Raw genomic sequence first — 13,110 nt, 5'->3', positions numbered from 1 at the left:
GCCCCTACGCAAGCATACTACGCGCCTTCCCTCATTTGTGGTATTACTCACAGCATCCTTTTAACTAGACTAGGAGCGCGCAGAAGTCTCTCGTGAAACTTTTGTGAATTTTTTTTTCATAGTTATAGTTGAGGAGATTTTTGATGGTGAAGAACAAGTTGGAGAAGAAAAGTTTGAAGACAGTGGAATCATAGTATAAAAATCTTTTGAAACTCTATAGCTTTAAAATCGCTCCATTCGTTAAAACTTCTTCGCTGTGAAATCGTTTTAAAAATGTCCCTTTTCCCTTTGACTTTAGGGTTGACTTGTAAATTAAGAATTTGATTTGATATAATACGGGTCCGCAAGGAAAAAGCTAAGAATCATAAAGATTTCGTAAATATTTTATATCTTAAATTTGACAAGTCCATTCTTAAAAACACAAAAAAAAAATTCACAAAAGTTTCACGAGAGACTTCTGCGCGCTCCTAGTCTAGTTAAAAGGATGCTGTGAGTAATACCACAAATGAGGGAAGGCGCGTAGTATGCTTGCGTAGGGGCGTACTCTGTACCTAGCGCGCGGAGTAAAATAAAAAGTCTATTATGTCACGAGATTCTACATTTTATTGCAAAAGAATACATTTTTATATATACTTGTGCAGGAAAACTGTTGCGACACAAAGCAGAGAACTAAAAATGAAAAAAGACAAAGTAATATTTTTTGATACAACATTAAGAGACGGCGAGCAGTCTCCCGGTGCAAGCATGAATTTAAAAGAAAAATTGCTTGTCGCAAATCAGCTTGCTGTTTTAGGCGTTGACGTTATTGAAGCTGGATTTCCTGTTTCAAGTCCGGGAGATTTCGACGCTGTAGAGACAATATCTCGACAAATTAAAACATCAACTATTGCAGGGTTATGTAGAGCGTCTGAAAAAGACATAAAAACATGTTGGGACGCGGTAAGATATGCAAAAAAACCAAGAATACATATATTTTTGGCAACTTCCGATTTACATATTAAAAAGAAACTTCAAAAAACAAGAACGCAAATTTTAAATATGGCTGTAAAAGCTGTAAAATACGGTAAAGGTTTATGTAACGATATAGAGTTTTCCGCTGAGGATGCCGGAAGGTCGGATATGGACTTCTTGTGTAAAGTTGTAGAAGCTGTGATAGACGCAGGCGCAAATACAGTAAATATTCCAGACACTGTGGGATATACAACCCCTGTTGAGTTTGGCAATAAAATAGCTGAAATTAAAAAGAGAGCGCATAATATCGATAAGACAATCATAAGCGTCCACTGTCATAACGATTTAGGACTTGCAGTTGCAAATTCGTTATCTGCAATTGAAAACGGAGCAAGACAAGTCGAATGTACTATCAACGGAATAGGAGAAAGAGCCGGCAACGCTTCTCTTGAAGAACTTGCAATGGCATTAAGGGTAAGACCGCATTATTACAATGTTCGTCATTCAATCAAAACGAATGAGTTGTACAATGCAAGCAAACTTGTCTCGAGACTAACGGGTATTTCAGTACAAGTAAATAAAGCTATTGTTGGAGCAAACGCATTTGCTCACGAGTCGGGAATTCATCAAGATGGTATTTTGAAAGCAAGAGAAACTTATGAAATTATGAACCCGTCCGACGTGGGCGTTCCCGAAAGTTCTTTAGTTTTAGGTAAACATTCAGGCAGACATGCATTTTTTAAAAGAATTAAAGATTTGGGATATAGGCTTGCAAATAAAGAATCTGAATTATTATTTGAAAAATTTAAAAATTTGGCAGATAAAAAGAAGACGGTTTTTAACGAGGATATAGTTGCGCTAATTGAAGAAGGAGCTACTTCTTGTTGTAAAGAAACTTTTGTTTTAGATTATTTCAGCGCCGCTTCAGGCACAGGGACAGTTCCCACAGCAACGGTAAAAATACTGAAAAATGAAAATAATAAAAAACAAGCAAAACCAATAGTTTTTCGAGAAGCAGCCTGTGGTAGCGGTCCTGTTGACGCCGCATATAAAGCTATAGATAAAATAGTAAAGATGGACATAAAACTTACAGAATTCTCTTTAAGAGCTGTTTCTTCAGGCGAAGATGCGCTTGGAGAAGTTTTTCTAAAGGCAAAATACAAAGGAATGGTTTATTCCGGTAAAGGAGCATCGACGGATATCGTTGAAGCCAGCACAAAAGCTTATATGCAGGTTATTAATAAGGCTATAGTCGACTAACTTCATATTTTGATGCGCCTTTCTATAAGGTTGATTGGCTATAATTATCGAACAACAAGGGGAAATAAATGAACAGTACCATTACGGAAAAAATATTAGCTGTGCATTGTGGCAAAAAAGTTGTTGAACCCGGCGAATTTATAGAACCGAAAATAGACATAGCGCTTTCAAACGATGTTACTGCGCCTTTGGCAATTAAAGAATTTAGAAAATCAGGCGCAAAAAAAGTTTTTGATAAAAACAAAATAGCTTTGGTTATGGATCATTTTACTCCAAATAAAGATATCTTGAGCGCAGAACATGTTAAATTTGTAAGAGAATTTGCAAAAGAACAGAAAATAAAACATTATTTTGAAGGTGGAAACTGCGGAGTAGAACATGCTATTCTTCCAGAAAAAGGAATTGTTCTTCCGGGCGATGTTGTTATAGGGGCAGACTCGCACACATGTACTTACGGAGCGTTAGGCGCATTTTCGACGGGCGGAGGTTCAACAGACGTTGCCGCGGCGATGGCAACAGGTAAAGTTTGGTTTAAAGTTCCAAATTCACTTAGATTTGTCTTGACAGGTAAGCTAAATAAATGGGTAAGCGGCAAAGATATTATTCTTTACATAATAGGCTCTATTGGCGTTGACGGAGCTTTGTATAATGCAATGGAATTTACAGGACCGTTATGCAAAAAACTTACAATGGCAGATAGATTTACAATAGCAAACATGGCTATTGAAGCTGGCGGAAAAAATGGGATATTTACCCCTGATGAAATTACAGAAAAATATGTGTCAAAAATAGCTCAAAGAAAATATAAATTTTATATGAGCGATAAAAACGCAAAGTATTTGAAGACACTTGAAATAGATTGCGAAAAGATTTTACCTCAAGTAGCAATGCCTTTCTTGCCATCTAACACAAAAGCAGTAAAAGACACAAAGAGAACTTATATAGACCAAGCAGTAATAGGTTCTTGCACTAACGGCAGAATTGAAGATTTAAGAATAGCTGCTACAATTATAAAAAAAGGTAAAAAAGTAAATTCTAATGTAAGAACGCTTGTAATTCCAGCTACACCAGCAGTCTATTCACAAGCTTTAGCAGAAGGCTTGCTTAAAATATTTGCGGACGCAGGCGCTATAATTTCAGCGCCGACTTGCGGACCTTGCTTGGGCGGACATATGGGTATTCTCGCATCAGGAGAAAAATGTATCTCAACTACGAACAGAAATTTTGTGGGCAGAATGGGTCACGTTGAATCGCAAGTGTTTTTGGCAAATCCCGCAGTAGTGGCAGCATCGGCAATAAAGGGTTATATAGCAACACCAGATGAGATTTAGCATGTTGTTGAAGTATGCGAGCTGAGCTTGCAAGAAATGACGGCGACTTGATGTTAAAACAATAGCTTTGACGGATTGTTGAGACAATGTATGTTAGGAATATGAAACTAAACAGAATATATAATGAAGATTGTATTAGAGGAATGAAAAAAATACCTAACAATAGTGCAGATATAATCATTGTCGATCCGCCTTATAATGTTGGCAAAGATTTTGGTAACGATTCTGACAAACAAAAACATGTAGATTACATAGAGTGGGTCAAACTTTGGTTATTAGAATGCCAAAGATTATTAAAACCAACAGGAACTATGTTTATTTATGGATTTGACGAAATATTGGCGCATATCTCAGTATTGTTGCCAATGGAACATCACAGATGGCTTACTTGGTATTATACGAATAAAAATGTTCCTTCATTGCATTTTTGGCAAAGAAGTCACGAATCTATTTTATGCTGTTGGCGAGATAATCCAATTTTTAATCGTGATGAAGTTAGGGAACCATATACCGAAGGTTTTTTAAAGGGTAGCGCGGGAAGAGTTCGTCCTAAATCTGCAAGCGCAAGATTTGGCGGTAAAGAAACTGTCTATAACGCAAATAGAAACGGAGCCTTGCCGCGAGATGTTATTCGTGAATCCACGCTTGCAGGTGGAGCGTCATTAAAAGAAAGAATTATTTATTGCAAGACTTGCGAAAAGATTATTACACCGACGGAAAGAAAACTTCACGAAAAACACGATTTGATAATTCACCCAACGCAAAAACCGTTGTCTTTAACAGATAAATTGCTTAAATCTTGTCGCCCAAATAAAAATGATTACACTGTTATAATTCCTTTTTGTGGTAGCGGTTCGGAGTGTATATCTGCCTTACAAAACAATGGAAGTTATATTGCCTATGAAATTAATCCCGACTATATCCTGTTGACAGAAAAAAATATCCAACAATTTATAGCAAAAAGGAATCTATGAAGGAGTTATTAGAGAAAGGGGATTTTAAAAAAATTGACGAAGCGTTTTTAACGCAATCGCTTAATGTCTTCCAAGATATTACAAAAATTCAGCAAAAATATAATAAACTTGATACAGATACTTTTATAAATGAAGTTAGAGATTCTATGACGGCGAAGTATCTAAAATATACACATATCAACATAGCAAAACACGGACTTGATGCAAAGAGGCAATCAAAAAATAGCGTGTTAAAATTGGATTTTTTAGCAAGCGTAGCACCGTTGTATATTCAGAATTTTTCAAAATACTTTCTCAACTTCTTAGGTAACAGCTTACTGTTTTTTGCTCCATTTTGTATTTTAAGTAGAGTTGGCGTTGACAAATCTACTTCTAGTATTAACTCTTTTTTACTTAACTCTAACAGTATCTCTGATGCTCTAAACTCTTTTGACACACGATAATACACAACGGATTTCTTTGTTATTGCACGATGTTCTCCGATATCTAATACGCAAGACTTATCATGACAGGCTGGAACATTTAACACATCTGTAGCGTTTACAACAAGAACGATATTATCCATATTTGGTTCTGAAAGAACAAAGTAAAGATGCCTTTTTTCTGATTCGTCTAATTTCCAAAAAGCTTTTCCTCTGATGACATTAGATTGACTCATATCATCAAGCCTTTTTCTTTAAAACTTTCATCTAATTGCGACAAAGTCTGTTCGTTGTCTATTATTGCTTTAATTTCTTTCTCTGATTTATTTAAACTACGAAGAATTGACTGTTTAGGCAAGGAATAAGAGGTATTATACTTTTCTGCATCTTTATTCCATTCTGGGAATTTATGAACTTCTTTTATCAAATAGCCGTATTTGCGAGTGTGGTATTTTTTATCGACTGAGTCAAGAATATCCGTTTCAGCATCACAAAGTTCACCATAAGAACATTTGTACTCTATTTTGGAAATCAAATCATTATCTTCCTGGTAAAAACAACACTTCCACTCGGCAAGTTCTGTGGGAGCGCAGCGCGAACTATTTTCTAAAATAAGGTTATAAAGTCCGCTCAATACGGGACCTTGTTTCATTGAAACATAGGAATCTCCTGAAATAGCAAAATTCCACTTATTAAGGCATTCCCTATCAGAAATATAAAGCAATTTTATTAGCTTTGTATAGTTTAACCTATAGTCATACTTTGCTAAAACATAATTCACAACTTGCACAAGTTTTTTGAAATTCATTTTAGCCCCTCCCTACAATGTCAACAGCCATTAGCAACTACTGATTATGATAACGCTTTTTGATAGTTTTGTCAAATATAGAATTGTAAGCAATTTGTAAGCAGAAAATGTTAAAACTTGTTAAAGATTGTTAAGACTTGATAACTTTGAACTGCCAATATTTACCGTCGATAGAAGCTACTAAATATTACATCGTTAACAACTCAAAAACATTCACAAACGCCGTAAAAGAACTATTGGGACAGTCTAATACAGAAACGACGAATGATATATGCTAATGTAAGTCAAGCCTACATAAATCAAAGCACAGTATCAAAACTTCCATTTTAGTTAGTCTTATTTTAGTCTTACAATTTGTTCTTGAATGTTTTTAAGTGTTTTCAATTGCTTTATTTTTCGATGATTTTTTGTTTTCAGTCGAGTTTTTAAAATTTGATTTGGATTATGTATGACATGCTGAGGGACAGAATCGAACTGTCGACACCAGGTTTTTCAGACCTGTGCTCTACCAACTGAGCTACCTCAGCATGCTCAAAATTCTACGTTCAACTAACTTTATATATTGTCAATCTTTTTTTGCATATTCTTTGAAAGCTTTTTTACCCGTTTCAAAAACTTCGCTCATTTTATCTCTGCTAGATAAACCCCTTTCTTTATCTTCTTTCTAAACTTTACGTCCAGTTTCCGTCAAGTTTTCACTTAAAGCGCTTATCGTATCTGATATTTCCGCACTAAACTTTTTAATATTACGCCTAGTTCCCCCCCCTAAGGGCATACAAAATCCTCGAGAGCTGTACCAATCAACTACCCAAAACAAAAACCACAAGAGTATCTTTATTATCGCTCATTTTCCCCATACGTCTGTCTTTCTTCTTTTATTAATGCTTGAAACGATGTGAAATAGAAGAGAAAACGCTGAAACAACAGGAGATGCTAACTTCTCCTTTATAGACACAACCTTGTCTGAAACTTTACTGACAATATCCAATTTGGTACTGAGTTTGCGCATTGCGCTTTCAAGCTCTATTGCTGTTTTCTTTACCTGTATCAAAGCGCTTACCAAATAAACCGCCCCTACAACTACAGAAACAGCTACCGCGTTTGCTACAATAATTAACACCAGTTCAGAGCGATTTTCACTCCCGCAAAGGGGTATTCTGACAAAAATTTGACGATATGTCAAACCGAACGAGCGCTGAATTTTGGGTATTTGTTAAATTTATACAACCTTCTTTTTACTTTTTTTCTTATACGGCATTGATTTTTTTGATTTCATATTTTTAAATTCAATCATTCTATCCCTTAATATCGCCGCTGATTCAAAATCTAAATTTTCAGCAGCGTCTCTCATTTTGATTTCTATTTCTTTTATTATGTCATTTATGTTCTTTGGAGTAATTTTATAATCTAATTGTTCTTCTGCGACAATATGCGTTATAGATTTTTGTCTTGACAAATTTCTAAATTCATCAAGTTCGCGAACTGCTTTAACGATTGTTTTTGGCGTAATATTATTTTTTTTATTGTACTCAATCTGCTTTTTTCTACGGCGATTCATTTCTGTCAAAGCTCTTTGCATAGAACCCGTAATTGTGTCTGCATAAAAAATGACCCGTCCGTCAACGTTTCTTGACGCTCTTCCGCAAATCTGAATAAGAGTTGGTTCTGAACGCAAAAACCCCTCTTTGTCAGCATCTAAAACAGCTACCAAAGAAACTTCAGGCAAATCTAATCCCTCTCTTAAGAGGTTTATTCCGACTAAAACGTCAAACTTGCCAAGTCGTAGATTTTTAAGTATTTCAATTCTTGCCAAAGTATCTATTTCAGAATGCAAATATTCTACTTTAAAGCCTTTTTCTTTTAAATAAAACGCCAAATCTTCTGACATTTTTTTTGTTAGCGTAGCAACTAAAGTTCTCTGATTTTTGTTTGTGATTTTTTGTATTTCCTGCATTAAATCCTGTATTTGATTATTAATGGGACGTATAACAACTTCCGGATCAACAAGTCCCGTAGGACGAATAATTAAATCCACTGTATGTTTTTTGCTTCTTTCTAGCTCATAGACCCCGGGCGTTGCAGAAACCATCATGAATTTCCTTACAAGAGTTTCAAATTCTGGAAATTTTAAAGGTCTGTTGTCTAAGGCTGATGGAAGTCTAAATCCAAAATCTACAAGAGTTTGTTTTCTGCTCCTGTCGCCCTCATACATCCCTCTTATCTGCGGAAGAGATATATGCGATTCGTCGGCTATCATTAAAAAATCATTATTTTCCTGCAGAAAATAATCTATAAGAGTTGTTGGTCTTGTTCCCTGAGGATTTTCAGATAAATGTCTTGAATAATTTTCAACGCCATTACAAGAACCTGTTTCCTTCAACATCTCCATATCGTATTTTGTTCTTTGTTCAAGACGCTGAGCTTCAAGAAGTTTATTTTGAGATTTAAGAACGACAATACGTTCGCTTAATTCTTCTTTTATTGTTTTTGACGCGTTTTCAATTTTTTCTTTATCTGTGACGAAAAGTTTTGCAGGATAAATACATGCCACATTTTTTTTATTAAGAGCTTCTCCAGTTATAGGATTAAATTCCTTTATACTTTCAACCATATCGCCATAATATTCAATTCTAATGGCGGTTTCAAGATATGCAGGAAAAATTTCAACAGTGTCCCCTTTTGCTCTGAATCTTCCTCTTATAAATTCCACTTCATTTCTTTCATAATGACTTGCAATAAGTTCAACTAAAAGGCGTTTTATAGGTTTTTCTTGTCCTACAGTTATTGTAACGCACATGTTTTGATAGTCTTTTGGAGAACCAAGATTGTATATACACGAAACAGAAGCGACTACGATAACATCTTTTCTTTCAAGAAGAGACGTTGTTGCTTTTAAGCGAAGTCTGTCTATGTGATCGTTTATTGACGCATCTTTTTCTATATACGTATCGCTTGAAGGAATATATGCTTCGGGCTGGTAATAGTCATAATAAGATATAAAATATTCTACGGCATTGTTTGGAAAAAAAGACTTAAACTCAGCATAAGTTTGTGATGCCAAAACTTTATTTGGAGATATTATGAGTGTAGGCTTTTGAAGTTTTTCAATAACATTTGCCATAACAAACGTTTTACCAGAACCCGTAACGCCAAGCAAAACTTGCGAATTTTTACCGGTTAAATAATTATGATAAAGTTCGTCAATTGCATGGGGCTGATCGCCGGATGGCTTAAATTTAGACACTAATTTAAATTCTTCCATAAAATTCACACGACCGACTATAGTTTTATTTCTTTTATTAATGCAAAATCTGTATGCTCTATTTGCAGTGAAGTAACGGAAATATAACCTTTGTCCGCCATATCCACGTCGGTTCCTTTATTTTTACGTTCGGGAATATATCTTACTGTAATCTGTACGAAAAATTCCCGTTTTTGTCCACTACTGTTTCAACATTTTCATCGCAAGCTCATACTCTCAAGGGAACGACTTTTATACCTTTGTAGTTTTGTCGTTTGAAATTAAGATTCTATACATTTTTTTATTTCCTCAAACATTAATTTTTGTGGCGTTTTCACAATATTTTTAATTACAGTATTTTTTATGTTATCTTTAAGTATATATAAGGCTTTGCTCAATTTTTCTTTTGTTAGATATTTTTCTTCTATTAGTATTACTTTTTTATCTTCTTCTATTTCTTTTGCATTCCAGTATTGATGATTATCTGTGGCATAAGGATACGGAACAACAATCGCAGACTTTCCCAAAGCTTTTAGTTCAAAAATAGTTCCTGCCCCGGAGCGACATATCACAATATCGCTTGCTGCATAAGCATCTGCAATATTGTGAAGATATCCAAATACTTTGTAGTTTTGATTATTTTCAATCTGCTTTTGTATTTTATCATAATTTTTGGAACCTGTTATATGCAAAACTTGAATTTTGTTCTTAAGAGATAAATCAGCAAGAGATTCGCGCGCGATTTCATTTAACTTTACAGCTCCAAGACTTCCGCCAAAAACCAATATCGTAACAATGTTATCTTTGAGACCAAACAATTTTATCGCTTTTCCCTTCGTAGCGGTTAAAATATCTTCCCTCACGGGGTATCCTGAAACGATAACATTCTTATTTTTGAAATATTTTTCAGAGTATTTAAAACTTATAAACGTTTTATCGGTTATTTTATTTAAAAATATATTTGCTTTTCCAGGTACAGTGTTTTGTTCGTGAATAAAAGTTTCTTTATCTAGTATCTTTGCCGCAAAAATAATAGGCGCTGCAATATATCCGCCTGTGCCTATGACCGCTACAGGTCTTAATGTCGCAATTTGTTTTAAAGCTTTAAGAAAAGAAATTATCATTTTGCAAAGAAAAGGAATAAAAGAAAAAGAAATTTTTCTCGGCATTCCCAAAGTAGCAAATGCAATGTATTCAAATTCTTCAAACTTTAATATTTCTGTGGATGCAGTATTATTATTTATAAAAAAAATTGGATTATATCCTTGATATTTAAACTCTTTTGCCAAAGCTATACCAGGATAAATATGCCCTCCGGTTCCGCTTGCAGCGATAATTATGTTTTTACTTACCATTGTTTGCCTTCCACGATAACGACATTACTGCCTGATACCAAGATTTTTGTTATATTGTGATAAGTTAATTAGTATTCCTGCGGATGCCATTGTTATAACAAGAGAAGTTCCTCCAAATGAGATAAAAGGTAATGGTAATCCTTTTGCAGGAAAAACACCTGTAGCGACTGACAAGTTGATAATAGCTTGAAAAACAATAAAGAATGTTATCCCTAAGCACAAATACTGCGAAAAAACGTCAGGCATACGTTTACTCATTTTCATACCTTTCAAAAACAGATATATAAAAAAAGCAATTACTGCGCCTGCTCCAAGAAAACCAAGCTCTTCTCCTATAATTGGAAAAATAAAATCTGTGTGCGCTTCAGGCAAATACATTAATTTCATTTCGCTTTTACCAAGTCCTTTGCCAAAAAAACCGCCTGAGCCAAGCGCGTTTAAAGATTGTTTTACCTGATAAGAAGATGCATCAATGTCTATGAAAGAAGCAATATAATCTTTCAATCTTGCAAGTCTGTAAGGTTTCTTTATAGTTTCTTCTGCTATAAAAAGCGCAACGCTTAAGCTACACGCAAAAACAGCTTTCATCTTTATGCCTGCGCAAAACAACATTGCAAAACATACTCCGGATATTAAGATAGGTGTTCCCAAATCGGGTTCTGCCACGATAGGCGCAAGTATAAGTAAAATAATAACTGCAGGCGCAAATAAACCCTTCCATTGTTCGATTAAATCTTTTTTCCTTGATATAAAGTCGGCTATGGCAATAATAATAGCGATTTTTGCGAATTCTGACGGCTGTATTATAAAAAAACCTATATCTAACCATCTTTTTGCTCCAAGTCTAGATACTCCTAAAAACAAAACTGCAATTACTAATAATAATGAAAAAAAGTAAATGGTTTTTGCATATTTTTTATAGAATTTATAATCAATTAAAAGGCTTGTTGCAAACATGGCGACAAGTCCCACGCCAACCCATAATACCTGTTTAAAAAAAAACTTGTAAGGACTTGCCCATCTTACATCAGCCATAATAGCGCTTGATGAAAAAACCATAAAAGCCCCAAAAAGAATACAGGTTAATATTAAAATTATCAAAGTATAATCATATTTTTCAAAATCAATCTTAAACATCTATCCTCATTTGAATCTTCTTACAATTTGTTTGAAAATTGCGCCCCTTTCTTCAAAATTACTAAATTGATCAAAAGAAGCGCAGGCAGGAGAAAGCAATACTATATCGCCTGCTTCTGCCGTTTTGTATATTTGCTTTACCGCGCTTTCTATGTTAGCGCAATCAAAAAACAAAGTTGAACCTTTTAAATCTTTTTTTATTTTTTTAGAGGCTTCTCCTACGAGAAAAATAGATTTAACTTTTCGTTTTACAAGATTTTTCAGAGGTATATATGAGGAACCTTTATCACGTCCACCCATAATAAGTAAAACATTTCCGCTAAAAGATTCAATAGCCACTCTAGTTGAGTCTATATTTGTTGATTTTGAATCATTGTAATAATCAACGTCATTTACAGTTTTTACAAATTCTATTCTGTGTTCTACTCCCTTATATCCTGAGATAACTTTTTCTATAATTGCTCGATTTGTCCCGGAGACATAAGTTGCTGCTGTTGCCGCTAAAATGTTTTCTATGTTATGACTTCCTACTATGTTAATCTTAGGATTGATTTCAATGTGTTTTTTGCCAAGTTGTATAACTATTTTACCATTATCATAAAATACTCCGTTCCGTAAAGGTTTTTTACTAAAAAAAATTACATTAGATTTGGCTTTTGAAGCTATTTTTCTACAAATCTTGTTGTCGTAGTTAATTACTGTAAAATCTGCTCTTTTTTGATTTACAAATACGATTTCCTTCGCTTTTATGTACGCATTCATTGTTTTGTGGCGTCCTAGATGATCCGGCGTAATGTTTAATAACACTGATACCTCAGATCTAAAATCAGGCGTATCTTCCAGTTGATAGCTTGAAAGTTCCATTGTAATGTATGTGTTTTTCGTTGTTTTTAAGGCTTTATCTGACAAGGGAAAACCAATATTGCCGACAACTATGGAGTCTTTATGAGCGGCGTTTATTATTTTTGCAATCAAATCAGTCGTAGTAGTTTTGCCATTTGTGCCTGTTATAGCTATAATTTTTTTGTATTTTGAATTTGAAACAGAAAAAGCTAGCTCGCTTATAATTTTAATTTTACGAGCAATAGCTTTTTCTAAGATGGGGATGTCCGAGTGAATTCCGGGACTTTTTATAATAACATCTGAATTTAGAATTTTGTCAGAGTGATTGAAAAACTCTGTCGTTATTTTTTTGTTTAAAAACTTTATTACTCTTTTTCCCCCACAGTCGCTTGCAAATACATTATATCCCAGCCTGACGGCAAGGTTGGCGGCGGCAACACCGCTCTTACCGAGTCCTAAAACACCTATATTCTTTTTCATCAAACCTTTTTTCAAATCCATCTCATTTGTCCTATAAATTTGTCTTGCTTTTTATCTTCTTTTTATTTCTTTTCATAATCATTTTTTTACCTTTACCAATAGTTTGGAAAGAGGTCTATTGTAAAAGATTACCTCAATTTAAGCGATGCGAAAGACAGTATGGCTAAAATTATGCTTACTATCCAAAATCTTATGGTAACCTTTGTTTCAGATAATCCAAGCAGTTCAAAATGATGATGTATAGGCGCCATCTTAAATATTCTTCTTTTTGTTCTCTTGTAGTAAGAAACCTGCATAAGAACTGAAAG

At 34.4% G+C, this 13,110-nt stretch carries 10 protein-coding genes, 1 tRNA gene and 1 pseudogene; 3 read left to right on the top strand and 9 right to left on the bottom strand.

Going from position 1 to position 13,110, the window contains the following annotated elements; all coding sequences use genetic code 11:
• Positions 1–675: 675 nt before the first annotated feature.
• The 3 genes from LE180_RS01965 (at position 676) to LE180_RS01955 (ending at position 4,516) form a co-directional block, all read left to right on the top strand.
• Entirely contained in the window at positions 676–2,211 is a 1,536-nt protein-coding gene (locus tag LE180_RS01965) for a 2-isopropylmalate synthase (RefSeq protein ID WP_374133809.1), read from the top strand.
• 68 nt (positions 2,212–2,279) lie between these two features.
• A complete protein-coding gene (leuC, locus tag LE180_RS01960; RefSeq protein ID WP_374133808.1) occupies positions 2,280–3,542 on the top strand; it encodes a 3-isopropylmalate dehydratase large subunit in 1,263 nt (420 codons plus the stop codon).
• Positions 3,543–3,685: 143 nt separating this feature from the next.
• Complete coding sequence (locus LE180_RS01955) at positions 3,686–4,516, top strand: site-specific DNA-methyltransferase (protein WP_374133807.1); 831 nt, start codon at positions 3,686–3,688, stop codon at positions 4,514–4,516.
• A 271-nt stretch (positions 4,517–4,787) separates the two neighbouring features.
• Here the strand turns inward: LE180_RS01955 and LE180_RS01950 are convergent, their stop codons facing one another.
• The 9 genes and pseudogenes from LE180_RS01950 to mraY all read right to left on the bottom strand — a co-directional run.
• Complete coding sequence (locus LE180_RS01950) at positions 4,788–5,174, bottom strand: hypothetical protein (RefSeq protein WP_374133806.1); 387 nt, start codon at positions 5,172–5,174, stop codon at positions 4,788–4,790.
• The gene (locus tag LE180_RS01945; protein WP_374133805.1) at positions 5,171–5,746 is read right to left on the bottom strand and encodes a Panacea domain-containing protein; all 576 of its coding nucleotides are present in this window, start codon (positions 5,744–5,746) and stop codon (positions 5,171–5,173) included. Before LE180_RS01945 ends, LE180_RS01950 begins: the two co-directional genes overlap by 4 nt.
• A 454-nt stretch (positions 5,747–6,200) precedes the next feature.
• A tRNA-Phe gene (locus LE180_RS01940) sits at positions 6,201–6,273 on the bottom strand.
• Positions 6,274–6,590: 317 nt separating this feature from the next.
• A complete protein-coding gene (locus LE180_RS01935) occupies positions 6,591–6,866 on the bottom strand; it encodes a hypothetical protein (RefSeq protein WP_374133804.1) in 276 nt (91 codons plus the stop codon).
• Positions 6,867–6,965: 99 nt separating this feature from the next.
• Positions 6,966–9,008, bottom strand: coding sequence for an excinuclease ABC subunit UvrB (gene uvrB, locus LE180_RS01930; RefSeq protein ID WP_374133803.1), 2,043 nt, complete (start codon positions 9,006–9,008; stop codon positions 6,966–6,968).
• 260 nt (positions 9,009–9,268) lie between these two features.
• The gene (gene murG / locus LE180_RS01925; protein ID WP_374133802.1) at positions 9,269–10,342 is read right to left on the bottom strand and encodes an undecaprenyldiphospho-muramoylpentapeptide beta-N-acetylglucosaminyltransferase; all 1,074 of its coding nucleotides are present in this window, start codon (positions 10,340–10,342) and stop codon (positions 9,269–9,271) included.
• 24 nt (positions 10,343–10,366) lie between these two features.
• Complete coding sequence (ftsW, locus tag LE180_RS01920; protein WP_374133801.1) at positions 10,367–11,479, bottom strand: putative lipid II flippase FtsW; 1,113 nt, start codon at positions 11,477–11,479, stop codon at positions 10,367–10,369.
• Between the two features lie 6 nt (positions 11,480–11,485).
• Complete coding sequence (gene murD / locus LE180_RS01915; protein WP_374133800.1) at positions 11,486–12,823, bottom strand: UDP-N-acetylmuramoyl-L-alanine--D-glutamate ligase; 1,338 nt, start codon at positions 12,821–12,823, stop codon at positions 11,486–11,488.
• 107 nt (positions 12,824–12,930) lie between these two features.
• Positions 12,931–13,110: pseudogene (gene mraY, locus LE180_RS01910) on the bottom strand (phospho-N-acetylmuramoyl-pentapeptide-transferase); the annotation flags it as partial.

This window comes from Candidatus Endomicrobiellum pyrsonymphae, assembly GCF_020328025.1.
GTDB classification, from domain to species: Bacteria; Elusimicrobiota; Endomicrobiia; order Endomicrobiales; family Endomicrobiaceae; genus Endomicrobiellum; species Endomicrobiellum pyrsonymphae.
The sequence above is the reverse complement of the archived record's forward strand: the minus strand, read 5'-3'. Positions and strand labels throughout refer to the sequence as shown.